The sequence below is a fragment of the Streptomyces sp. NPDC048411 genome, assembly GCF_040704695.1.
Taxonomy (GTDB): domain Bacteria; phylum Actinomycetota; class Actinomycetes; order Streptomycetales; family Streptomycetaceae; genus Streptomyces.
Genome location: NZ_JBEZKL010000049.1, coordinates 21088 through 44564, shown reverse-complemented (window position 1 = coordinate 44564; position 23477 = coordinate 21088). Strand labels below are relative to the sequence as shown.

Here is a 23477-nt window from a genome sequence, read left to right as displayed (position 1 = left end):
ATGAGCCCGCCTGACGGCGGACCGCTGCCTCTCACTGGTCTGTACCCATGGGAAGTGGCCGACTCGTTATGGCTGGCGGCGAACCATCCTGGGCTGGCCACCGACGAGGACCTGGCGGACACCGGTCGTGAGGACGCCGAGTCATCGGAGCCTGTCCCCGCGCAGCAGGACGACGACCGGGTGACTGAGCCGGAGCAGCCGGATCGGGACGAGGAGCCGCAGCCGGAACAGCAGCGGCCTCCGGGGCCCGAACCGCTGCCGCGTTCCGCACGGGACGACGGACCGCCACCCGTCGCCGGGCCGGGTACGAGGGACACCCTCGCGCCGACGGCCGAACTGCCCTCGGCCTTGCAGCCGCGGACCGCCGTCGGCCCCGGCGCAGGTGACCGCCCCCGGCGCGACCGCCTGAGCCTCGGTCGTGCGCTGCGTCCGCTGCGCTCCTTCGTCGCCTCCGCCCACTCCGACGTCCTGGACGAGTCGGCGACGGCGGAACGGATCGCAGTCGCCCCGCATCTGCCACCGGTGCTCACGCCCGAGCCGGAGCGGCAACGGAGCGCCGTCCTGGTGGTCGACAGTGCCCCGCACATGACCATGTGGCGGCCGGCAGTGAAGCACTTCCGGACGATGCTGAGCCGGCACGGCGGGATGCGCGACGTGAAGATGATGACGCTCGACACCGCTGATGCCGCGCGTGCGCTGCTGCGCGGCCACGGGCAGGCGTCGCACCCGCAGCCGCCGCGCGGCCTCGTCGACCCGACGGCGCGGCAGATCGTTTTCCTGGTGACGGACGGGGTCGCGCCCGCCTGGCGTTCCGGGGCCGCGCAGCGACTGGCCGCTCTCTGGGGGAAGTTCCAGCCCGTGGTGGTGCTCCAGCTGCTGCCACAGCGCCTGTGGCCCAGCACGGGACTCTTTCCGGTACGGGTGAGACTCCGTGCCCAAGGGCCCTGGTCGGCCAATGCGCAGGTGCACTGGGAGCCCGCCGAGCCGCTTGCCGCATCGCTCCCGCGCGATCCCTCCGATCAGGTCGTCCTCGTCCCGGTGCTGGAACTGGGCGCCGAGTGGCTCGGTCCGTGGGCCCGGTTCGTCGCGGGAACCACGCCGCGCTGGGCGGATATGGCGGCGATCCTCACCAGTACCCGGCCGCTGCCCTCTCCCGCGCCGTCACCCGTTCAGGGGCTGACCGCCGCCGAATTGGTTGCGCGGTTCCGCACCAGGGCTTCGGCGGAGGCGTTCGCGCTGGCCACGCGCCTGGCTGCGGTACAGCTGGACCTGGAAACCATGTCCGAGGTGAAGCGGCAGGTCATGCCGCGCGCCTCGCGAGCGCATCTGGCGGAGCTGCTGATCAGCCCATTGGTCGATCCGCTGCCCGGGTGTGACGGAGAATCCTACGTATTCGTTGACGGTGCCCGCGAGGAATTACTCGCTGCAGGCAGCAGAACGGCCACTGCAAGAGCACTGAAAAAGGCGGCAGAGTTTTTGGCCCCGCGTAATGAGGCGGCGCGTGAGCTCCTCGGCTACTTACATGATTCCAAAGAGTCGCCGCATCGTGAGGAAGCGCTCACGACAGTCGAGTCGACTACGGAGAACCTTCGCTTCCGGCAGGCCGAACATGCGGCGCTGCAGGCGATTTCCGGAAACCATCTCCACCGCGCCCGGCGTCTTGGCGAGCACATCGGGGCCGGTCCGCCGACCCCTGCGAACACGCCCCGATCCGAGGCCCGGCGCAACGCTTCGCGGCCTTCTCCCGATGAGACACTCCCCGATGACACCGACAGTAAGATCCCCACCCCTGGAGGCCCACAAGTGAGTACGGTCCGCCCCTCGGTAGAGAGCCCGGCCTCAGCACCCCCGGCCGGAGGCGGTGCGCGACTGCCTATGCCCACCGTCTGGGGCAACATGCCGCCGAGGAACCTCGTATTCACCGGACGCGAAGAATTGCTCATCAACCTGGAACGCGGTCTGCAGGACGGCCCGACCGCGGTGCTCCCGCATGCACTGCATGGAATGGGCGGTGTCGGGAAGTCGCAACTCGCACTCGAATACGTATACCGGCACGCCGCCGAATACGAAGTGGTCTGCTGGATCCCGGCAGAACGGCCCACACAAATTCAGCAGGCGTTTGTCGAACTGGCCCGGCGACTCCACCTTCCGGTGAGCAGCGAGGCGATTACCGCAGTGCCGGCCGTCTTGGAGGCGCTGCGCATCGGAAACCCGTACGGTAAATGGCTTCTGGTGTTCGATAATGCCGAAAGTCCGGCAGCGGTGCAGGAATACTTCCCGAGCACGCCTGCGGGCGGACCGGTAGGCTCCGTAATCGTGACATCGCGTAATCCCCAGTGGAACACATTGGCCCACCCGTTGGAAGTCGATGTGTTCGAGCGGGAAGAAAGCATCCAGCTGCTCCGGCGGCGCAACCCCGATCTGTCCACCGAGGATGCGGACATGCTCGCCGAGGTCCTCGGCGACCTGCCGCTCGCGGTGGAGCAGGCATCGGCGTGGCGCGCCGAGACCGGCATGCCTCCGGCCGAATATCTGAGGGTGTTCGAAGAAAAGAGCGCTGAGCTGATGGCGGTGTCCCCCCCGACTCAGTACGAGAAGACCGTCGCCACCGCGTGGAACGTCTCCCTCGACCACGTCGAAGGGAAGAACGCCGGGGCCATCCAACTCCTGGAACTCTGCGCCTATTTCGCGCCGGAACCAGTCTCCAGGCAGTTCTTCACCAACGCGGTTTCCGAGCCGATCGCCCCGGAGCTGGACCGGATCTTCACCGACCCGATCCGGCTCAGCCGGGCCATCCGCGAGATCAGCCGCTACTCCCTGGCGAAGATCGACCACCGCACCAACTCGATCCAGATGCACCGGCTGGTCCAGGCGGTGCTCGAAGCGCGCATGGCGGAGGAGCAACGCCGTACATTCCGGCACGGAGCGCACCTGCTCCTCGCGGCGAACGCCCCCAGCGACCCGCGTGCCCCGCAGAACTGGACGCGTTTCGGTGAGCTCTACCCGCATGTCATCGCCTCCCAGGCGTCGCTTTCGCCCAACCGCAATGTGCGCCAGATGGTCTACAACGTCGCGGAATACCTCTTCTACTGGGGCGATCACGAGGCGGCGTTGGACTTCTCCAGCGAGACGTACGAGAACTGGTGCCGGCTCTTCGGCGAGGACGACCAGCAGACGTTGATCCTGGGTCGGCATGTGCGTTACATCATGTGGACGATGGGCCGCTATCCGCAGGCCGCGGCCCTGGGGGAGCGCATGCTCGCCACGCTGGAGGAGGCCGGCCCGGATCTCGAGGAGGAGTACCTGCGCGTCAAGGGCCAGGTGTCCGGTGACCGCAGAGCGCGCGGGGACTACCGAGGCGCGCTGGAGTTCGACGAGGAGGTCTACGCGCGGGCCGTCAGATCGTACGGCGACGAGGACCCCGAGACCCTGCTCCATGCCCACAACCTCGCGGTGACCCGGCGCTGCAACGGCCTCTTCCGCGAAGCGCGGGACCTGGACGAGGCGAGCTGGCGCACCAAGGTGCAGATGTTCGGCGCGGACGCGCCCACCACTCTCAACTCGGAGGTCTCACTCACCCTGGACAAGCAGGAACTCGGGGAGTACGCCGCGTCGGAGAAGGCCTGCGAGGACGCGGTCGACACCTTCCGCGGTACGTTCGGCGACCTCCACCCGTCCGCACTGCGGGCGGTGGCGAGGCTCGGGGTGGCGCAGCGCAAGGCGGGCCATCACGAGGCTGCGCAGGCCAGCACGGAGATGGCCCGGACCGCGCTCATCGACCGGTACGGCGAGCGCAGCCCCGACGGCTTGCAGGCTTCGCTCAACCTCTCCATCGACCTGCGGCAGAGCGGGAAGCTCCCGGAGGCGCTGAAGCTGGGGGAGCGAACCCGGGCGTTGTACGCGGAGGTATTCGGCAAGGACCATCCGCACACTGTCGCGGCCGATGCCAATCTCGCTGTCACGCTGCGGCTGCTCGACCGGGTGGATGAGGCGCGGAAGCTGAACGAGTCGGCACTGACCCGTTTCCGGGCACCGCTCGGCGACACACACCCGCACACATTGATCTGCGCGATCAACCTGGCCAACGATCTCTTCGCCCAGGGAGATGCTGCCGCGGCTCTGGAACTCGACCGGAAGACGACGGCAGCGCTGATCGAGAAGTTCGGCGAATCCCACCCCACTGTGCTTGTGCTGCGTGGCAATACCGCGTCGGACCTGAGGGCGCTGGGCCGTACCGGGGAGGCGGAGGAACTGCACCGGAATGCTGTGGACGCGATCAACGAGCAGTTGGGACCGGATCACCGGGCCAGTGCTGACACGCTCGCCTGGCGCCGGGCCAATTGCGACGTCGACCCCATGCCGATCTAACAGGTGCCGGGCGGACCGGCATCGCCCTGGCCGAGCCAACTGGCCAGGACGATCGGGTCCGGCGTCCGCTGTGACATCCGCCGGGCGGCACCGTAAACGCCCGCGACCATTTCGGGCACCGCCGTCAGGGCCTTGACGGCCTCCGGAGCATGGCCGGCGTCCGCCAGGGCCAGCCCCAGACCCGTCCATGCCCCAGGGCCGGCGGATGCGCTCTGGATGTCCTGTGAGTAGAGGCGCCGCGCAGCGGCGAACTCGGCGCAGGCCCAGAGGACATCGGCCGGCCCGGCCCCGGGCACGTGGTCACCCTGGCTGCCGCGCATTTTGTCGAGTGCCGCCGGGTCGGCGAGGCCGACGCGCACCAGCATGGCGCGGGCGTCGAGGTGCCGCGCCCCGGATTCCTGGATCTCCGGGTGCGGACGAGGTGGCAGCGCGGGCGGTTGCTTCCGGCCCGCGCACCAGGCGGCCGCCAGCCGCCCCACGTCGTCCGGATGAGGCCGCACATGGGCCAGCTTCCACGTCGCCCGGTGATCGGCGGCCATCCGGCGGGCCATCGTCACCTCGGAGCCTTCACCGGTCCGGTCGTGCAGCCGGACGACGGCCCCGAGCAGGTCCTGTAACGCGTCACGCCCCAGCGCGGCCAGCGCGGGGTCGGTGGCCAGATCCGGCACGACGTCGGCCAGCTGGCCGAGCCACAGGGCACTTTCAAAGCGGGCGAGGCTGCTGACGTGTCCGGTGAGTTGCACGGCGCAAGCACTCCAGAACCGCGCTACCGCCGTGAAGGCGTAGGCGCCCTGCAGCATTCCCCCGAGCGGTCGGGGGTCATCGCGCCAGGGAGCGTAGTACAGCCGCTGCACCGCGCCCGGGGGCGCGGGCTCGTGGAGCGGGTACAGATGCATCAGCGCGCTGAGCTTGCTGTGCTGGAGTTCGTGCACCAGCGTGGCCGCGCAGAGGGGCGCCGTATCCGGCATGGACAATGCCAGCCCGCCGACGCCGTGCCCGCTGCTGACGCTGCGTACCCGTAACCGCTCGTGGGCCGGCATCGGCTGGAGGGAGCGCAGCAGCACAGCGGCCGCGTCGGCCGTCGGCGGATCCATGGTGGTCAACAGCCCGTACGCGTCTTGCAGCAGTCTGCTCCAGGAGTCGTACGCGCTCTGCGTCAGCCGCTTGGCTGCACCGTCCGGCAGCGGGGCGAGCCGGTGGTGGCCGAGGTCGTCCAGCGTGATCCGGCGGGAAGCGCCTGCGCCGAGAGCCGGCCGACGCTGGGGCAGCCAACCACGCGCCGGGTGCTCCGGGCCGGAGGGCAGACGCAGATGGCCGTATCCGCCGATGAGAGTGAGCCGGCCGCACACCGATCGGACCTCTGCCACGCTCCAGGTGTTCCGCTGCCGGTGCACCGAGGGCAGCAGCGCCAGTCCCATCGTGGGCAGCCAGACCCTCTCCTGGAGGGCAGGGACGGGAAAGCTGAAGGTGAGGCCCGCCCGTGCCGCGGCCACGGCGGCCAGGGTGTGCAGATGTCCTGCCTCTGCCCACAAAGGGGTCTCGGCACGGCCGGCGGAGCGCAGCCGGGTCAACAGCCGGGTCAGCCACAGCCCGGTTTCCGGAAGGAGGAGCAATTCCTCCACCGCTGCCGGATTCTGGCGCTGTGCCGCGGCGAGTAGGTCCCAGGCCCGCTGGGCAGCAGGGAGCCGACCGGTCACCCCGGCCAGAGGGCTGAGAGCATCCATCAGCAGATCGAACAACAGCAGGCGGTGGCTGTACTCGGCTCGCGACAGCGCAGCGAGCGTGGCGGGACTGCCGTCGCCGCGCGCGAGTTCACGGAATTGCTGGGGCGTCAGTGAATGCCGCGACTCCGCTTCGTGCAGTGAGTCAGGGCGCATACGCTCCCTCTGCCTTGGCACCGGATCGGGACGGACCGGGGATGTCAGACGGTCCAGCTGTTCTCCCCGCCGGGGGACAGGCTTCTGGCCGACCGCCCGACTTCTTCCAGCAGCCGCTTCTTGGCGGCCGCTCTGTCGTCGTTCGATCGAGAGCGCAACGCCTCCAGGGACGTACCAGTGAGATCAGGCAGATCCGATATGGCGGCGCTTTTCGGCTTTACCACTGCCGTGAGACCTCCCCCAAGTCAGTGCGATGCGATGTTCGACCCGCACCTACATGATGTCCTATGCATGCGCTGCTGGAAACATGCTCAACCGGTCAGCCTGCGCCATCACAGGCTTGAAATGGCTGAATCACGAAGCGTCAATTCGCGTCGAGATGAGGCGGAGTAAACCACTCCGGATAACTCCGGAAGACTTCCAGGAGATCGTCGAGCGCAGTCGTACCAGGATCAACCAGGGACACCGCCGACCACAAGTGCGTCAATCCGTCACCAAATGTCAGACAGGTTTCGACGAGATCCAGGATCTCCAGGAGCATTACCCCTGATCTGGCGACACTTCCCGCTATCTCATCAGGAAGCAAGCCAATGACCTGACTACGCGACTCCGGCTGCCGCATCACCCCCACCGCGGCCAATGCGTCGCGCAGACGACGTTTGTCGGACAGATCGAGTCTCCGCCCCGGAATCTTCCGCCTCACGGCGGTCCGCCCGGCCTCCCCGTCCCCTTCGAACCAGAGAGAGGTGGTAGTCCCGAACCGGCTGCGCAGCGCATCGGCCAGTGGCCGGGGAGACCGCCACCAGTCGGGGTGCTCGCGCAGCATCCGCAGAGCCTCGGCACTGAACACACCCGAGCGCATTCCATTGCGCGTCGCCTCACCGGGACCACAGGCGAACAGCACGTACTGATCGGCCTGCTGACGTGGAGTCGAACGCGGTATGGGGTCGGGCCGCAGGGCCCCAGCCGTCGTCGCCGGGTCAGCGTACGTCTGGCAGGCGTCGAACAGCCAAAGCTGGCGCGGATGTCCCGGTGCGCCGTCCGACCGGTACATAGCAAGCACCGCCTCGACGTCCAGACCACGCAGATCCCGGTGGACCGCATCCGCAAAAAGCAGTCGGCGGCTGCGATCGGCGTCGATGAGGCCATGCCCGGACCAGGCGACGAACAGCCAGTCAGTCCGCTCGTCCGCCAGCTCCCGGGTCAGCACCTGGTGCACGGTGTTCCGGTCGGCCGGGCGGTACGGCAGACCGAAGCCGTCGGCGAGTTCGCGGTTGCGCTCGAGCGGAGAGAGCAACAGGGTCAGCGACTCGTCCCTCACTCCGAGCTCCCGCAGCCAGCGCGCGTACCCCAGCGCGTCGTGCACCGGCCCGTCGAGGTTCCAGACCGACCCCGCCTCGTAAGACTCCACCCCGACCACGAGCGCCCGCATCCACATCTCCCGTCGCCTTACCCACAGCCATTGTGGGCCAACAGCAGGACCCGGCGCAGCAGTCGGGACTCGTCCGCGCAGTACGCGTCCCGCGCCGGGAGCTCGCCCGCCGTGAGGAGGGTGGTGACCCCGTGGCCGCCGCAGGCGTTGCCGTCGCCGAGGTCGTCATCCAGCCGAGGCCGCTCGATCGACGTCCGGGGCACGGCGGCTCCACGAAGTCCCACTCGGCATCGGTCAGTTCATGGCGGCGTATCACCCGTCCGTGATCCACCAGCCGAGATCACATTGACGACAGACTCCAGCGGTGGTCGGGTGGCGGACTCAGCCCTGTGGGTCGGGATGGCCCACAACATCCCGTCGTGGCTGCTCGCCTCCGGTCTCGTCGCCCTCGGCATGGACTGGAAGCAGGCCGTCTTCACCATCGCGCTGGCCAACCTGATCGTGCTCGGGCCGATGCTGCTGACCGGCCACGCCGGACCCAAGTACGGCATCCCGTTCCCCGTGCTGGCCCGCGCCTCCTTCGGTCTGCGCGGCGCCAACCTGCCCGCGCTGATCCGGGCCGCGGTGGCCTGCGCATGGTTCGGCATCCAGACCTGGATCGGGGGCGTCGGCATCTTCACCCTGCTCGGGAAAATTTTCGGCGGCTGGGCGAGCGCCTCCGAGATCGGCGGACAGCCCTGGACGCTCTGGCTCTGCTTCGCCCTCTTCTGGGCAGTCGAACTCGCCATCATCTACCGGGGGATGGACACCCTGCGGCGGTTCGAGAACTGGGCGGCGCCGTTCGTCATCGTCGGCGCCCTGGTGCTGTTGGTCTGGGTCGCCGTTAAGGCCGGCGGCTTCGGCCCGCTGCTCGACCAGCCCTCGAAGCTCGGCTGGGGCGCGGACTTCTGGCCGGTCTTCTTCCCCTCCCTGATGGGCATGATCGCCTTCTGGGCCACGCTCTCCCTGAACATCCCCGACTTCACCCGCTTCGGCGCCGGCCAGCGCGCCCAGATCTGGGGCCAGACGCTGGGCCTGCCGACCACGATGACGCTCTTCGCGCTCCTGTCGGTCCTGGTCACCTCCGGCTCGCAGGCCGTCTACGGAGTGGCGATCTGGGATCCGGTCGAGCTCGTCGCCAGGACGGACAACGTCTTCGGACTGCTCTACGCCCTGGTGACCGTGCTGATCGCGACGATCTCCGTGAACATCGCGGCGAACGTGGTGTCGCCCGCGTACGACCTGGCCAATCTCGCACCCAAACTCATCAACTTCCGTACGGGCGCGCTGATCACGGGTGTCGTCGGTGTCCTGATCATGCCGTGGAAGCTCACCGAGACCCCGGAGCTGTACATCTTCACCTGGCTCGGCCTGGTCGGCGGTCTGCTCGGTACGGTGGCCGGCATCCTGATCGCCGACTACTGGATCGTGCGGCGCACCGTCCTCGACCTCGCCGACCTCTACCGCCCCGGCGGCCGCTACTGGTACACGGACGGCTGGAACTGGCGCGCCGTCGGTGCCTTCGCGGTCGGCGGCGTCCTGGCCATCGGCGGATCCCATTCCGCTCCCGGCAAGGGCCCGTTCCCGGCTGACGGTCTGATCCCGTTCCTGAAGCCCCTGGCCGACTACGGCTGGGCGGTCGGGCTGGGGTCGTCACTGCTGCTGTACGTGCTGCTCAGCGGCTGGTCCGAGGTCACAGCGGCTGCTGGGAACGGCTCAGCGGCGCTCTGATGTCGAGCGTCTCGGCCGGCGGCGGCGCGGCCGTGGGCACCGGCTTGTCGAATGCCGAGAAGCCCACGGTCGGGTTCGCCTTCGGCCGAGACGCCCTGCACGTCGATCCTCCGCGGATACGGCCTGCCTGTGGTCGCGACGTACGTCGTCAGCGCCCGGGCCGGGACGGCCGCCCACCTGCGTACACAGGGTGAGGTCCAGCCCTGTTTTCTGCAACGGGCGGTGGGGGATGGTGTCGGGGCACCCAGTCCGGCACCAGGAAGAGGACAGGCGAACGATGAAGCTGTGCAGGGGGAGTCTGTCCGGGCCCGTGCTGCGGGGCGCCGTTGTCGCAGGTATGACCGCGGCGCTCGCGACGGCCGCCACCGCCGTGACACCCATGGCGACGCCGCCCGGCCTGTCCTGCGACACGGGAAAGCACCGGATCGACGACCACACGGGATACGCGCTGTGCCGGAACAACGGCACCACGACGCAGACCTTCTGGGTGCACCTGGTCTGCGGCTGGTCGCCGGACGTGGACGGTGAACACGTCACCCTCAACCCGGGCCAGTCCGGCCAGTCCACCGCACACTGTGCGGGCATCGGCACCGGGATCGGCAAGATCAGCGTCCGACCGTAGGGCAGCCCGCCGGGGCCGGCGTGTGCGAGCGCGGTAGCGGTGTCGGCAGTCCTGGGCCGACCGGTCCGTCACCGCGCGGCTGCCCGGATCCGCCGTCTGCGGTATGTCCGCGCCCAGGGCGAGGCCTCGATCTTCACCCGTATGACGGGGAAGCCCGCCGCCCGTGGTTCGGCCGAACGGAGCAGGGCGGCGGTCCGCCGCTCGGTGAGGGTGCCGCGCCCGGTCCCGGTCAGCAGCACCGTGAGGTGCGTCTCGAACTCTCCGGCGAACTCTGCTTCCACAGGCCCCACCTCAGCTGTTCGGTTCTGTCCACTCCTGCCGGAGAAACCAGCAAGCGGAACTGACACTCCCCGTTGAACGGTTGAGTGGACCGGCCACTACTCGTTACCCTCCAGTAAGTTCGCTTGGGCGGACAGATTCGGAAGGCGCGGGCACGCGCCGAAATCCGGGAGGCGTACAGGCCATGTCCTCAGCAGAGTTCACGGATTCGACCGGACTGGCGGACAGCGCACGCGAGCTGGCCGACGGCCGGACCACCTCGACCCAGCAGGTGTCCGCCGCCCTCGAACGCATCGAAGCGAGCCAGAGCACCCTCAACGCCTTCCGGCACCTGCGTGCCACCGAAGCGCTCGCCGAGGCCGCCGAAGCCGACCGGCGTCTCGCCGCGGGGGAGCGGCTGCCCCTGCTCGGGGTGCCGGTCGCCGTCAAGGACGACACCGATATCGCCGGAATGCCCACCTACTTCGGCTGCCGCGGCGACCTGCCCGCGGCCACCGCCGACAGCGAGGTCGTCCGCCGGCTTCGCGCCGCCGGGGCCGTGATCGTCGGGAAGACCAACTCCTGCGAGCTCGGACAGTGGCCCTTCACCGAAGGACCCGCCTTCGGTGCCACCCGTAACCCGTGGAACACCGACCACACGCCCGGCGGCTCGTCCGGCGGTTCCGCCGCGGCCGTGGCCGCCGGGCTGGTGCCCGCCGCCCTCGGTTCGGATGGCGCCGGCTCCGTCCGTATCCCGGCTGCCTGGACCCATCTCGTCGGCATCAAACCGCAGCGCGGCCGGATCTCGGTCCACCCGCACCACGACGCCTTCCAGGGCCTCACCGTCAACGGACCGCTGGCCCGCACCGTCGCCGACGCCGCTCTGCTGCTCGACGCGGCCGCCGGACCTCACCCCGACGACCTGCACCGGCCCCCACCCGTCGCTGCCTCCGCCGCAGCCGGCCGCGACCCCGGCCGGCTGCGGATCGCCCTCGCGTGGCAGCCCCCGCTCACCCTCACCCGTACCGCCCCCCACCCCGATGTACGACGGGCTGTCACCGCACTCGCCGAGGCACTCGCCCGGCTCGGCCATCAGGTCGAGGAGGCCAGGCCCCGTTACGGGCTCATCGGTCTCGGCTTCGTCCCCCGTGCCACGGCCGGGATCGCCGAACTTGCCGCGCTCCACCCCGAACCCACCCTCCTCGACCCGCGCACCCGCAGCGCCCTGCGCACCGGCACCCGGCTCGGGGGCCGGGCGGTGCGGGCGGCCCGGGCCCGGGAGGTGCGCCAGCAGCGCAGGATCGGTGCGCTGTTCCACGCGCCCCGGGTGGGAGCCCGGTTCGACGTACTGCTCACCCCGACGACCGCCGCGCCCCCACCCCGGATCGGTACATTCGACGGCTTGAGCGCCTGGCGCACCGATGTGGCGATCACCGAGGCGTGCCCGTACGCCTGGCCGTGGAACGTGCTGGGCTGGCCCGGCATCAATGTGCCGGCCGGCTTCACCGCCGACGGGCTCCCTATCGGTGCCCAGCTGCTCGGCCCCTCCCGCAGCGAGGAGCTGCTGATCTCCCTCGCCGCCCAGCTGGAGGCCGATCAGCGCTGGTACGAGCACCGGCCGCCGGCCTTTGCGGGCGCTTGACGCCCCGCGGGGCGCGCCGGGCGACGATGCGGGTCGAGGGCTCGCTGCCGCAGCCGATGTCGACGATCCGGTCCTCCGCGCCGATCGCCGCGGCGTCGAACAGCGGCTCGTCGAAGTGGGCCGGCATGGCGTTGTAGCGGTCGGGATGGTCGGCCCAGTGCAGGCCGATCGATCCGTTCCACGCGTCGGTGACGGTCATGCGTGCTCCTCGGTCCTTGCGGTCAGGGTGGCCTCGACGCGTTCGACGGCGCAGATCGCGCCGAACGCGATCAGATGAACCAAGCAGTGATCGGTGAACGGCGGCGCCAGCCAGGCCGCCACGTCCTCGTCCGTGATCCGGTACGGTGCACGCGCCGCGAGCAGCGCAAGCCGTGCTCCCGGCCGCTCCGTCCGGCTCGGCAGCTCCTCGCCGTGCAGGGGGAGCGGGGCGACGCCGTCCCAGGCCGCCACCGATGCCCGTACCAGCGCGGCGTCATCGTCGCTGAGCAGTTCCGCGCCCAGGTGCGCCGCCGCTCGCAGCGCGCCGAACGCCGTGCCGATCGGGGTGTCCGCCGCCCACTCGGGCGCCGGCCCCTCCGTCTCGAGCAGGGCCAGGCTCTCGCCGGGGACAAGTTCACGGCGGACCGTACGGGCCAGCGAGCGGCCCGCCACGCTCCGTACCAAGCGGTACTTCTCGGCGCCCCCGGGCAACATGGTCTCGGTCAGCAGGGAAGACACGATCCGGTTGATGAAGTGGAACACCAGCGCGGTCCCGATGTACTCCGGTGCCTGCCCGGACGGGAACGGCTGCGGCGTGCTCATGTCCTTGCCCCACGCCAGCAGTTGACGGTGTCCGGGGTCCTCGGGCTGCTCGCCGCGGGTGATTCTCTCGGCCAGGACGTGGTCGCCGGTGGCATGCAGGAGCACCGTGTGCGCGGTGACGCAGAACGGGCAGCGGTTGGCGAGCGAGACCCCCGCCGCCACCACCTCCTTTCCGGTGCGCGACGCCTGCCCGGCCAGCAGGGACTCCCGCATGACGGCCCAGGTGCCGGCCAGCAGGGGCGGCGCGGCGGACAGCACGACAAAGGTCGCGGCTCGGTCGATACCGAAGTCGGTGGCCAGCTGTGCGTACACATCGGCGACCACTCCGGTCGCCGACTTCGGCGGTTCGGGTGAGGTGTATCGAAAAGGTCCGGTCATGGAGACGATGCTCACCCGTCGAACGGTGCCCGGTCGTCGTACGGCCGAAGGCAGTTGAGGATGGTCCCGGCCGACCGGCGGTGGCCGCGGCTACTGCCCCAGGAGTAGCGCGGAGTCCGTCCCGCAGGATGATGACCAGGCTGTTGCGGCGGAGTTAGGGTGCGGCTCATGCAGGGGGACATCGACCGGCGGACTCACCTGCTGGACACCGTACTCGCCGTCGCGATCGGCGCGGCGGTCCTCACCGCTGCCTACGCCGCCTCGAGGCCGGACACGCTCGACCTGCTGCTCGTCGCGGTCGCCACCCTGGCACTCGCCGGGCACCGGCGGGCGCCGCGCGCCGTGCTCGCCGTCACCACCGTCTCCATGCTGGGGTACGTCGTGCACGCCCACCCCGGAAGCTGGGCGGCGTTCCCCGTGCTGGCCGCCGTGCATGCTGCGGCACGCAGTGGACACCGCGTGTGGGGCATCGCCGCGGGTGCCCTCTTCCTCACCGGGTACTTCACGGTCCTGATCGTCGCCGCACCGAACGCACAGGACACCGTCGAGCGCACCCTGCTGCTGCTCGGTTGGTTCCTCTGCGCCGGGGTCACCGGACTCATCGACAAGAACTGGCAGGCGTATCTCCGCCAGACCGAGCAGCGGGCGCTCGACGCCGAACGCAGCCGCGACGAGGCGGCGCTGCGCCGGGCCGGGGAGGAGCGGCTGCGGATCGCCCGGGAGCTGCACGACTCGCTGACCCACTCCATCTCGATCGTCAAGCTCCAGGCTGGAGTTGCCGTTCACCTGGCCCGCAAGCGGGGCAGCGAGGTGGAGCCCGCGCTGCTCGCGATCCAGGAGGCGAGCGGCGAAGCGATGCGGGAGCTGAGGGCGACCCTGGAGGTGCTTCGCACCGATGTGGTCGAGCCGGGCACGGGGCTGGACCGCATCGACGAGTTGGCCGAGCGGGCCCGCACCGCGGGCATCGCACTGTCCGTCACCGTCACCGGCCTCGAACGCACCCTGCCGTCGGACGTCGACCGGGCCGCCTACCGCATCGTGCAGGAAGCACTCACCAATGTGGCCCGGCACGCCGACCGCGCCCCGACGACCGTCGAACTCATCTACGGAGACCACGTGTTGACCGTGAGCGTCGACGATCAGGGTCTCTGCGCCCCCGGCGACTCCGTCACCCCGGGCACCGGCCTCACCGGCATGGGCGAGCGTGTCAGGGCCCTCGGTGGCACCCTCGCCGCCGCGCCACGCCCGGGTGGCGGCTTCTCCGTACGTGCCGAACTGCCCCTGCGGACAATGGGAACCGCGCCATGAATCACCAGGACACGATCCGGGTGCTGATCGTCGACGACCAGGCCCTGATGCGCGCCGGATTCCGCGCCCTGCTGGACGCCGAGGACGGCATCGAAGTGATCGGCGAGGCGGCCGACGGCCGTCAGGGAGTGGAACTCGCCCGCCACCACACCCCGGACGTCGCCCTCGTCGATGTACAGATGCCCGTGATGGGCGGCATCGAGGCCACCCGCGAGATCGCCGCCGACCCGCTGCTGGCCGGTGTCCACGTCGTCATCCTCACCAACTACGGGCTCGACGAGTACGTCTTCGACGCGCTGCGCGCCGGGGCCGCCGGGTTCCTTCTCAAGGACACCGAGCCCGCCGAACTCCTCCAGGCCATCCGCGTCGCGGCCCGCGGCGACGCGCTGCTGTCGCCCGCCATCACCCGCCGGCTGATCGGCGAGTTCGTCTCCCGTCCGCCCGACCGGGCCACGGCCCCCGGCTTCGAGACCCTGACCCGCCGCGAACGCGAGGTGAGCGCGCTGGCCGCACGGGGGCTGACCAACGAGGAGATCGCCGCCCACATGGTGATCAGCCCGTTCACCGCGAAGACCCATGTCAGCCGGGCGATGACGAAGCTGGGCGCCCGTGACCGGGCCCAACTCGTCGTCTTCGCCTACGAGTCGGGTCTCGTCGTGCCGCGGGACCCGCACCTCTGAGACGTTCCGGGGCGCCCGACACAATCACCGTCCCGGAAGCCCGCGCGGCCGGTGGCCGATCTCACGGAGCAGTGCTTCCCGGCCCGGTAAGGGCAGCCGCCCGCCGGCACCGAGGCAGGTCTCCAACGCGCATCTTCTCCATGAGCCCTTACGAAACGCGTGCTGTCCACTCCGCACTGCTGTATTTGGTGGTGGCCAGTTCTTCCGCGCGCGCCAGTTCCTCAGGAGTGATGCGCCCATGAGTCAGCCCGTAGCGGTTGCGGAAGGACTCCACCATGCGGTCGATGACGGTCTCGCGGGGCAAGCCGGTTTGGCGGCGCAGCGGGTCGACGCGCTTCTTGGCGGACTTGATGCCCTTGTCGGACATCTTCTCCTTGCCGATGCGGAGGACCTCCAGCATTTTGTCGGCGTCGATGTCGTAGGACATGGTGACGTGGTGGAGGACGGCACCGGGGCCGCCGTTCGGGCCGACCATGCGTTTCTGGGCAGCACCGGCGATCTTGCCGACCTCCGTGGCGATGTCGTTGAGCGGCTGGTACCAGGCCTTGATGCCCATGTCGCCGAGCGCCTGGAGCACCCAGTCGTCCAGATAGGCGTAACTGTCGGCGAAGGAGAGGCCGGAGACCAGGGAATCGGGAACGGAGAGCGAGTACGTGATGGTGTTGCCCGGTTCCACGAACATGGCCCCGCCACCGGAGATGCGGCGCACCACGGTGATGCCGTGGCGCTCGGCGCCCGCCGGGTCGACCTCGTTGCGCAGCGACTGGAAGCTGCCGATGATCACGGCGGGGGAGGCCCACTCCCAGACCCGCAGCGTCGGCGGGCGGCGGCCCGCCGCCACCTCGGCGGTGATGACCTCGTCGAGCGCCATGTGGAGGGCGGGTGACTGCGGGGCCTCGTGGATGAGCTGCCAGTCGTAGTCGCGCCACTCGGTGGCGTGTGTGAGGGCGCGGCGTACGGCGACGGCCACGCCCTCCGAGGTGAGACCCAGCATCACGGTCGACGCGGGCAGCGCCGCGTCGATGCGGGCGGCGAGCCCCGCGGTGTCGGTGTGGGCCGGAGCGCCCTCCAGGGCCGCGTCGATGGCGAGGATGGCGTCGTCGGGTTCGAGGAAGAAGTCCCCGGCGACCCGTACCTCGTGCAGAGCACCGCCCTCGACGTCCAGATCGACCACGACGAGCTTGCCGCCGGGGACTTTGTACTCACCGTGCACTGCCCTGCCTCCAGAATCACTCGGACCGCCCATGAACCGGTACCGACCAGTGACAACGCCGCCGGAGACCCGGCCATTCCGTGCAATTCTCCGCCGTGCAATTCTCCGCCGTGCAATTCTCCCGTCCCGAGGGCTGTCCCGTCATTCCTGGTGGATCAGCGCACGGCGTCGGATGCGGTGCATCGCAAGGCGGGGGAGCGTCCTCATGCTGGGCGTATTCGGACGTTCCGGCAACGCGCCGAGGTTCCGTAGCTGTTGTCGTGCGCCCACCAGGGATGACGGGACAGCCCTTGGCCACGCGAGTTGTGAGCGTCGAGGCGTTCAGGCGATCACGGCGCCGGGCGCCCATTTTGTGAGCTCCTCTTACTTGCCCTTGTCCTCCGCGAGGGTGTGCGCGACGAGGGCGTTGGCGTGGCCGTGGCCGAGGCCGTGCTCGGCCTTGAGCCAGGAGACCAGCTCCATGTGCTTGGTCAGGGGCGAGGACCGGATGAGGTCCTTCCACTCCGGGATCGGCCGACCGTACGTCTTCTCGATCGACGGAAAGTAGCTGGCGGGGCCCTTCACGGCTTCGGTCATGATCGTAGTCTGCCACGGTGCACCGGCCGTTGCCGGGTGCAGGGAAGGGGGTCGGCGGGCGGGGCGTCGTCCCGTCAACCGCAGTGCGCCGGAACGGTACTTCCGCGTTCGATCAGCCCGGGCAACGGTACCTGCACGGTGCGGCCGCGCCGTGCCCGGCGCGACGATCGGCGACGCGTTCTGCGAGAGGCGCGGCCGCGCACGGGCGGCCAGCGACCTCGGCGGCGCAGACTTCGCGAAGGGCACCGGCAGTGTGCACGTGGAAGCGACACTGACGCTCAACTACGTGCAGGTTCGCTGCATGGTCGACATCGACCTGACGTCGCTCAGCGGCAGCGGACACCTGGTGGCGCTCGTGCCGTGATTCCCGGCGGCACGTGGCCGGTGTGAGGCGGGTCCTCGTACGGCGGTCGAGCGCACGATATGCTCGCCCGCCGCGCTGAGGGCCCGCCGCCTGCTCCGGCGCCGCGGCGCTGACTGCGCGGCCGTAGTGTGCAAGTGGCAAGGATTCAGATCATGTTCACCACTCGTCCCACCCTCCAGGGCACCTTCGGCATGGAGGCCCCTAGGTCGGGTCGCTGACCTGGGCTTTTTGCGCCCGCTGAGTCCATGACCTGCGGAAACGTGTCTTTCAGTGTCTTTCGGCGGGGTACCGGCTTATGCCGCTGGAACTCCCCAGAGCCTCCCCCGGCGACGAGGAACTCCCCAGCCGCTCCCCACGGGGAGAGGCTGGGAAGGTCCCAGCAGAGGGCCGCTCGCCTGTGGCTTCGGGGTGCCTAGGAGTGGCCCCAGGGGGAAGCCCGCGAGAGGGCCCGCAGCCGCACTCCCGACCGCGTCCAGAACTCCTGGTCCGACGCTTCCAACCCGCTCATCGCATTCCTGCCGCTCGGACCCCGGACGCCAGCTCGATGTGGCCGGACGCCCCGATCCAGTGATCCTGCCACCGCAGCGGATATCGCATCCCAGCCGAAATGCCGATGGTGCGGCCACGGCTGCGGAGTCGCTCAGCTGCGGACGGTGAGGGCTGCCAGGCCCCCTGGTCCGCCGAAGGCGATCGCCGGGTCGGTAGTGTCCGGCATGCCGCCGTCGGGCAGGGCGCAGAGGGAAGTGAGGGGCGTGCCGGTGACCACCCGCATGAGCTCTTCTCCGGTCCACGGGTTCCAGAGGCGCACGGTGGTGTCGCTCGAGCCCGCGGTGGCGAGGAGCGGCTGCGGCGAGGTGGGGGTGGGCGGCAGAAGGCCGATGGCGGAGACCGGGCCTTGGTGGCCCTCGAGTATGGGGTACGCCTCCGTCCGAGGAGCGTCCGGGGACCAGAGCCGGACGCAGCCGTCGCTGCCGCCGGTGACCAGCAGGGAACTGCCGTCCTCCGCGGGGCAGACGGCGAGTGAAGGGACGGGGCCCGTGCGGCCGGGCAGGCGCAGGTGTGACGGCGCACCGACGCGGCTGAACCCCACGGTACGGCCGCTGGAGAAGGCCACGAGCGGGTCCGTCTCGGTCGGCAGAGCCGCGAGGGCGCGCACGGCCGCATCCTCGCGGACGGGCTCCCAGCGTTGCTCGCCGCTGGCGAGGTCATGGAAGCAGATGCTTCCCGCGCTCGTACCGCTGACCAGGACGACGTCGTCGGCACCGGGGAGGGAGAGCGTGGCGAGAGAGCGCACGCTCGCCGCCTGCCAGCTCTGATCCACCGGAGGGGACCACCAGCCGCGCTGCTCGTCCCAGCGGCCGATCAGGCCGTTCTTCAGGCCGATGACGACGGACGCCGACCCGTCCGGCCAGACGTGGGTGGCCAGGGCGGTCAACGCGTCGCAGTCCCATTTGGCGGGCCACGTTAGCTGCTGGGGGCGCAGTCGCGTACGCCGCAGCTGCCCCCTCGCCGCCGACCGGATGCTGACGGCACCTGAACGGCCGGGCGCCAGCAGGCTGGGGCCGTCGTCCGATCCGGGGAGCACGGCTAGGAGGGAGCCGTCTCCCGACGCCTCCAGATCGAGTTCCAGCTCCGACGTGCGCCCGGCGGGGTTCCAGATCCGGACCGTCCGGTCCAACGATGCGGTCACCGCGAAGGGCATCGGCCGTCCCGTATCGACCGCGACCACGGCCTTGACCCTTCCCGTGTGGTCGGGCGGGGATGTGAACACCTCTTCCCCCGTGGCCGGATCCCAGAGGCTCACGGGCCCCCCGTCAGCGCCGCCGAGTGCCAGCAGTGTTCCGAAACCCGGATGGGGGTAGGGCCCGAGGGAGGCCGCCGACCGCGGGATGCGCGCTGCCTTGTTCTCCTCGCCGGTGAGCGCGTCGTAGGTGCGCACGCTGCGCGTCGTGCTCGAAGCCGCAGCGATCCGGGGCCGGTCCTGCTGGTCGAAGTACAGGGCGAGCGCGACCACTCCCCTGCCCTGCCCGTGCACCACGGTGACGATGTCGAACGATTCGGCGTCGAAGACCTCCAACGTGCTGTTCTTGCCGCCCGCGGCGAGCAGCGTCCTGCCCGAGGGGAGTCGCAACGTCGCCAACGCCCTGACCGAGGGGCCCATCACGCCGTCGAGGGGCCTGAGGGGCAGGACCGGTGTCTCCTCGTCGAAGGGATCACAGGTGATCAGTCCCGCGTCGGTTCCGACGGCCAGCCGGACCCGTCCGGTCATGGTCCTGAAGGCGGCGAGGGCGAACACGGCTCCTGTCACCGTGAGTTGGGTCGCATCGCCGCTCTGCGGGTCGTAGATCCAGACGCCGTGAGCGGTGCCCACCGCGAGCAAGGGGCTCTCCGCGGGGGCGGTCAGCACGGCCAGGGCGCGTACGTACGGGGCTGGCCGGAAGGGCAGGCCGAACTCCGTTCCCGTGCGCGGGTCCCACATGCGCACCTCACCACCCTGGTCGCCCGCCGCGACGAGCGGGCTGCCGTCCGGAAGGGTGAAGGACACCAGCGAGGCGAGGGGGGTCGACGTACGTGCCAAGAGGTTGTCGGGCACCCGCAGTTGGTTCCACCGTGGTGTGACGCCGGAGCGGTAGCCGGGTAGGGGCCGTGTCGCGACCATGTTCCCGGCGGCACCCCGCCCGACAGCCGTGCCCAGGAGGGACAGGCGGAGGCTGTCGGCCCGTGCTGCCGCTCCTGCATCGCCCAGGAACGCTTCGATACGGGCCCACGCGGCGAGGTGCGCAGCGCTGGTGTGGAAGTCGGCGGGGAGTCCGAGGGCTGCCCGGACTGTGCCGCTCGTCTCCCATGGCAGGAACCGCCAGGGGACGTGCAGGTCGTCGACCAGTCCGGCGGCGGCGACGTGCGCGATGAGGTGGCGTCGTAGGTACGGGTGTGGGGGCTGGTCCGGCGCCGGGGGGAGCAGCTCTTCGAAAGCCCACACGAGTTGCGCGTGCGTGGCGGTGATCGAGATCTCGGGGAAACGCTCCGCCGGGTCTGTGTCCGGGAGACCGAGCAGGGACTGCGGTGAGTACCGGAGGGTTTCACTGATCCGTTCGTGGATCGGCCGGTACACGGTCCGCTCGTCCTCGACCGCGGTGGTCAGGTAGCCGTTGAGACGGCTGGCCATCACCTGGCGGATGACCGCGTCCGGGTCAGCCACGGGCGTCAGGCACAGTGCCCGCACCGCGGCGGGCCAGATGTCGGCCCAGGGCAGTCCCGCCCCCTGCCCGAAGGCGGACGTCCGCAACACGGCCATCAGGTGTTCGGCCGGGGTGTCGTGCCAGCGGGCCACCTCACCGAGGTCCTCGCGGAGGAGCGCCTCGGTCCCCTCGCGCAGGGTCCGGCGCCACGGAGGGTCGTCGGGGCTCGGCAGGACACGCATCGAGCGAAGTCGCTCGGCGGCGATCCGGGCGTCCAGGAAGGACGGGGACACCTCTTCGGCGACCGCTGCAGCCAGCGAGCGGTGCTGGTAACGGAGCTGGGGCTGGGGCGGGGCGAGGTCCAGCCCCGGGAGCTCCGGCCGCCCTTCCTCGGCGCCGCCCTGGCCTTCGTACGGGGCCCGGAGCAGCGCGCGGACGTACGCGGCGATGTCGCCCCTGGTCGCCTCGACGTCGTCCGTGCGGATCGGGTTCCCGGAGTGAGTGGCCCGGATGAGGAGCCCGAGCAGGTCGGTGGAAGGGGCCGTGGGGGTCGAGGTGGAGGGGCGCCGCGCTTCGCCCTCGGCGGCCGTGTACTCCCTGGGGCTGCGGACGCCCAGAAGCAGCCGGACCGCGGGACATCCGCCCGTATCCATGCGCAGTTGGGTGAGGGGGCGGAGCAGGTCGGTGATGACGCGCGTCGGGTTCCTGGCCTCGTCGATGCCGTCGACCACGAGGGTCAGGGGCCGTCCCCGCAGCAGGGCGAGCTCCCCTACGAGCTTGCACAGGGCCACCACCGGACCCTCGTCCAGGGGCGTCGCCGGCCCTCTGGATGCCGTCCGGGTGCGTGCCGTACGCGCTGTGCCGAAGACGCTCGGGGAGCCACCGAGCGCCTCGTGCAGGGTCTGGGCGAGTTCGTCCGGATCGGAGTTGCGGGCGAGGACGGCCGCGTCCACCGACCCCACCGGGACGTCGAGTTCCTCGGGGATGTCGGCGATGAGCGGACCGTAGTGCGGGTCCGCGCGGAAACGGGCGTCGCTGAGGGTCACCATGCGGGCCAGGAGGGCGGACTTCCCCGAGCCGGCCTCGCCGGTGACGACGAGTACGTCCTCGGTGCCGACCAGGAACGCGAGCACTCGCTTGACCAGTTCGGTGCGCCCGGTGAAGTACCAGCCGGGGCCGCCGGCTCCCGGCTGACCGGCGGCGCGCGAGATCCAGTACTTGTCCAGCTCGGTCCGGGTCCACCCGACCTGGCTGAGGGAGGCACCGAGTACGGGTTCGACGGCCGCGTAGCCGGGGTTCGGAAGGCAGGGGCTCGGCTGTTGGTGCGCCCTCTGGACCGTGGCGGATGGGGTCGGCCAGATCTCGTGGACGTCGGCCATGGTCTTCGCGTCGAACACCGCGCCGACGATGCCCTTCCAGTCCTGCCAGCTGAGGTGGGACCCGGCGTAGCCGTTGGCCCGGTCCGCGCAGTGCTCGTGGGCGGCCCGGAGCAGGTTGGTGAACTGACCGAGCCGGGGCCTGCTCTCGTCGTTCCCGGCCGCGAGTACGACGAGCGAGCCGAGCGAGCGGCGCCCCTCTCGGAGCGCCTTCAGGTTGGCCTTGAGCTCGGTTTCGAGCCGGCCAGAGAAACAGGAGTCGACCATCACCAGGACGTGCGTGGCCCGGGAGTCCAGCACGGTCGCAATCAGTTCGGCGGTCGGGAAGGCGGTGCTGAGCGGCCGGTCCTCGTAGGAGTCGGGCAAGCGCAAGAAGTGCTGCGGGGAGTTGGCGGGGGCCAGACCGTGGCCGGTGACATAGACGACGAGGGCTTCGTCGTCGTCCACCTCGGCAAGTTCCTCGTCCAGGAGGAACTCGCGCAGGTCCCTCAGGTCACGGAGCTGCTTGGGCCGGGCGGGGGCGAAGCGGCGCTCGTCGTCGAGGCCGGGATCGGCCCACCAGCCCTCCACGACGGTCACCTGCGCCGAGACGCCCGTGCGGAACTCCTGCTGCTGTGCCGGGGTCCCGTCGTCGTACTCGGTGACGGCCATGACGAGAAGGCGACGGGCGTACGTGCCGGGGACCGGGTCGCGCGTCATGGCCGACCGCCCGCCACTGCGCGGGCCACCGGCTTGCTGCGGAGGTAGCGCACGGCGCTGTGGGGGTCGCCCACGCCGTTGCGGACCGCGGCATCGACCAGCCCCGGCGCCACCCGGCGCAGCCCCGCGCCGCCGGTGACCACGTCGTCCGGGTCGTAGACGTTGATCCACCGGACGTCGTCGGGCAGGCGCAGGTGGTCGCCGTCCTCGATCTTCATGAGCCGCCGCACCGAGGGGATACCCAGCGGGGAACCACAGGTGATGAGGGTGTGGACGGCGGGCCCGGGGACATCTCCGGGTGTCCGACCCGCGGCGTCGTCTTCGTGGCGGAACAGGTCGTAGGCGATGACGCTGCCGAGGGAATGGCCGATGACCACGGTGGTGGTCGGGGTGACGTGGTCCCGGACGAGTGCGCGGACCTTGACGGCCAGGTCCGGCTCCGTCAGATAGGAGCGGACTTCCCGCATCCGCTGGACGAAGAACCGCCCGCCGCCGCCGGGGAAGCGGTGGTCATAGGCCATCAGTAGCCGGGTGATCCGGGGCGGCCAGAGCTTCGGCGGGCCCAGTACGGCCAGCGGCTGTTCCTCGGCGTAGGCAAGGTCCTGAGGCCCGACGACGTCACCGAGGGCCTCCGCTACGAACTGTTCCTCCGCCGGTGTCATCGACGCGCCGTAGGGGTCGTCCTGCGGCCCCAACCGGTCCGTGCCCTTGGCGAGCAGGGAAGTCCAGTGCGGCGTGCGGAGCGTGGGCGGGCGGTCGGGCCGGTCCGTGAACTCCTTGATGCCGCGCCCGAGCGCCTTCCCCCAGTCCCGGGTCAACTGCTCCTCCGAGGTCCTGGACTGCCCGATCCCGTGCACCCCGACGATCTCCGCTGCCCGCATCCGTTCCCCACTCCGCCCAGCCCGTTCCGTGCCGGCATCCGTCGGCCGTTACCGGTGACCGTCGGCACACGGTCCGGGTTTCCGGGTCGTCGGCCGGATCATAATTGTGCTGT

General features: G+C 70.3%; 16 protein-coding genes. 7 read left to right on the top strand and 9 right to left on the bottom strand.

What is annotated here, in order from left to right; genetic code table 11:
* Nucleotides 1-54 precede the first annotated feature (54 nt).
* Nucleotides 55-4368: an FxSxx-COOH system tetratricopeptide repeat protein gene (fxsT, locus tag AB0915_RS19165; RefSeq protein WP_366692206.1), complete on the top strand. Its 4314-nt coding sequence runs from the start codon at nucleotides 55-57 to the stop codon at nucleotides 4366-4368.
* On the opposite strand, the gene AB0915_RS19160 is transcribed toward fxsT, so the two are convergent.
* The 3 genes from AB0915_RS19160 to AB0915_RS19150 all read right to left on the bottom strand — a co-directional run bounded on the left by AB0915_RS19160 (nucleotide 4365) and on the right by AB0915_RS19150 (nucleotide 7880).
* On the bottom strand, nucleotides 4365-6245 hold the full coding sequence (locus AB0915_RS19160; protein ID WP_366692205.1) for an HEXXH motif domain-containing protein: 1881 nt from the start codon (nucleotides 6243-6245) through the stop codon (nucleotides 4365-4367). The genes fxsT and AB0915_RS19160 overlap by 4 nt on opposite strands.
* A 364-nt stretch (nucleotides 6246-6609) precedes the next feature.
* Nucleotides 6610-7677 carry a hypothetical protein gene (locus AB0915_RS19155; RefSeq protein ID WP_366692204.1) on the bottom strand — a complete coding sequence of 356 codons (1068 nt, stop codon included), beginning with the start codon at nucleotides 7675-7677 and terminating at the stop codon, nucleotides 6610-6612.
* Between the two features lie 17 nt (nucleotides 7678-7694).
* On the bottom strand, nucleotides 7695-7880 hold the full coding sequence (locus AB0915_RS19150; RefSeq protein WP_366692217.1) for a hypothetical protein: 186 nt from the start codon (nucleotides 7878-7880) through the stop codon (nucleotides 7695-7697).
* On the opposite strand from AB0915_RS19150, the gene AB0915_RS19145 reads away from it, so the two are divergent.
* Nucleotides 7864-9387: an NCS1 family nucleobase:cation symporter-1 gene (locus AB0915_RS19145; protein WP_366692216.1), complete on the top strand. Its 1524-nt coding sequence runs from the start codon at nucleotides 7864-7866 to the stop codon at nucleotides 9385-9387. The genes AB0915_RS19150 and AB0915_RS19145 overlap by 17 nt on opposite strands.
* A gap of 337 nt (nucleotides 9388-9724) precedes the next feature.
* On the top strand, nucleotides 9725-10009 hold the full coding sequence (locus tag AB0915_RS19140; protein WP_366692215.1) for a hypothetical protein: 285 nt from the start codon (nucleotides 9725-9727) through the stop codon (nucleotides 10007-10009).
* Nucleotides 10010-10077: 68 nt separating this feature from the next.
* On the opposite strand, the gene AB0915_RS19135 is transcribed toward AB0915_RS19140, so the two are convergent.
* Nucleotides 10078-10290: a hypothetical protein gene (locus AB0915_RS19135; RefSeq protein ID WP_366692203.1), complete on the bottom strand. Its 213-nt coding sequence runs from the start codon at nucleotides 10288-10290 to the stop codon at nucleotides 10078-10080.
* 182 nt (nucleotides 10291-10472) lie between these two features.
* Between AB0915_RS19135 and AB0915_RS19130 the strand changes: the two genes are divergently transcribed.
* On the top strand, nucleotides 10473-11909 hold the full coding sequence (locus tag AB0915_RS19130) for an amidase (protein ID WP_366692202.1): 1437 nt from the start codon (nucleotides 10473-10475) through the stop codon (nucleotides 11907-11909).
* Between the two features lie 195 nt (nucleotides 11910-12104).
* Here AB0915_RS19130 and AB0915_RS19125 read toward each other — a convergent pair whose 3' ends face one another.
* Nucleotides 12105-13088: a carboxymuconolactone decarboxylase family protein gene (locus AB0915_RS19125; protein WP_366692214.1), complete on the bottom strand. Its 984-nt coding sequence runs from the start codon at nucleotides 13086-13088 to the stop codon at nucleotides 12105-12107.
* Nucleotides 13089-13256: 168 nt separating this feature from the next.
* On the opposite strand from AB0915_RS19125, the gene AB0915_RS19120 reads away from it, so the two are divergent.
* Nucleotides 13257-14396 carry a sensor histidine kinase gene (locus tag AB0915_RS19120; protein WP_366692201.1) on the top strand — a complete coding sequence of 380 codons (1140 nt, stop codon included), beginning with the start codon at nucleotides 13257-13259 and terminating at the stop codon, nucleotides 14394-14396.
* Nucleotides 14393-15076: a response regulator transcription factor gene (locus AB0915_RS19115; protein ID WP_366692200.1), complete on the top strand. Its 684-nt coding sequence runs from the start codon at nucleotides 14393-14395 to the stop codon at nucleotides 15074-15076. Before AB0915_RS19120 ends, AB0915_RS19115 begins: the two co-directional genes overlap by 4 nt.
* 148 nt (nucleotides 15077-15224) lie before the next feature.
* Here the strand turns inward: AB0915_RS19115 and AB0915_RS19110 are convergent, their stop codons facing one another.
* Together AB0915_RS19110 and AB0915_RS19105 are read right to left on the bottom strand one after the other, a co-directional pair.
* On the bottom strand, nucleotides 15225-16289 hold the full coding sequence (locus AB0915_RS19110; protein WP_366692199.1) for a biotin/lipoate A/B protein ligase family protein: 1065 nt from the start codon (nucleotides 16287-16289) through the stop codon (nucleotides 15225-15227).
* 363 nt (nucleotides 16290-16652) lie between these two features.
* On the bottom strand, nucleotides 16653-16865 hold the full coding sequence (locus AB0915_RS19105) for a DUF4287 domain-containing protein (RefSeq protein ID WP_266979691.1): 213 nt from the start codon (nucleotides 16863-16865) through the stop codon (nucleotides 16653-16655).
* Between the two features lie 151 nt (nucleotides 16866-17016).
* Between AB0915_RS19105 and AB0915_RS19100 the strand changes: the two genes are divergently transcribed.
* Nucleotides 17017-17229 carry a hypothetical protein gene (locus tag AB0915_RS19100; RefSeq protein WP_366692198.1) on the top strand — a complete coding sequence of 71 codons (213 nt, stop codon included), beginning with the start codon at nucleotides 17017-17019 and terminating at the stop codon, nucleotides 17227-17229.
* A 640-nt stretch (nucleotides 17230-17869) separates the two neighbouring features.
* Here AB0915_RS19100 and AB0915_RS19095 read toward each other — a convergent pair.
* Both AB0915_RS19095 and AB0915_RS19090 read right to left on the bottom strand, forming a co-directional pair.
* Nucleotides 17870-22483: an AAA family ATPase gene (locus tag AB0915_RS19095; protein ID WP_366692197.1), complete on the bottom strand. Its 4614-nt coding sequence runs from the start codon at nucleotides 22481-22483 to the stop codon at nucleotides 17870-17872.
* Entirely contained in the window at nucleotides 22480-23364 is an 885-nt protein-coding gene (locus tag AB0915_RS19090; protein WP_366692196.1) for a hypothetical protein, read from the bottom strand. Before AB0915_RS19090 ends, AB0915_RS19095 begins: the two co-directional genes overlap by 4 nt.
* Nucleotides 23365-23477 lie beyond the last annotated feature (113 nt).

Coding starts and splice junctions, on each gene's coding strand:
- AB0915_RS19160 (WP_366692205.1), bottom strand. CDS start 6,245: ATGCGCCCTGACTCACTGCACGAAGCGGAGTCGCGGCATTCACTGACG.
- AB0915_RS19155 (WP_366692204.1), bottom strand. CDS start 7,677: ATGCGGGCGCTCGTGGTCGGGGTGGAGTCTTACGAGGCGGGGTCGGTC.
- AB0915_RS19140 (WP_366692215.1), top strand. CDS start 9,725: ATGACCGCGGCGCTCGCGACGGCCGCCACCGCCGTGACACCCATGGCG.
- AB0915_RS19130 (WP_366692202.1), top strand. CDS start 10,473: ATGTCCTCAGCAGAGTTCACGGATTCGACCGGACTGGCGGACAGCGCA.
- AB0915_RS19125 (WP_366692214.1), bottom strand. CDS start 13,088: ATGACCGGACCTTTTCGATACACCTCACCCGAACCGCCGAAGTCGGCG.
- AB0915_RS19120 (WP_366692201.1), top strand. CDS start 13,257: ATGCAGGGGGACATCGACCGGCGGACTCACCTGCTGGACACCGTACTC.
- AB0915_RS19115 (WP_366692200.1), top strand. CDS start 14,393: ATGAATCACCAGGACACGATCCGGGTGCTGATCGTCGACGACCAGGCC.
- AB0915_RS19105 (WP_266979691.1), bottom strand. CDS start 16,865: ATGACCGAAGCCGTGAAGGGCCCCGCCAGCTACTTTCCGTCGATCGAG.
- AB0915_RS19095 (WP_366692197.1), bottom strand. CDS start 22,483: ATGACGCGCGACCCGGTCCCCGGCACGTACGCCCGTCGCCTTCTCGTC.
- AB0915_RS19090 (WP_366692196.1), bottom strand. CDS start 23,364: ATGCGGGCAGCGGAGATCGTCGGGGTGCACGGGATCGGGCAGTCCAGG.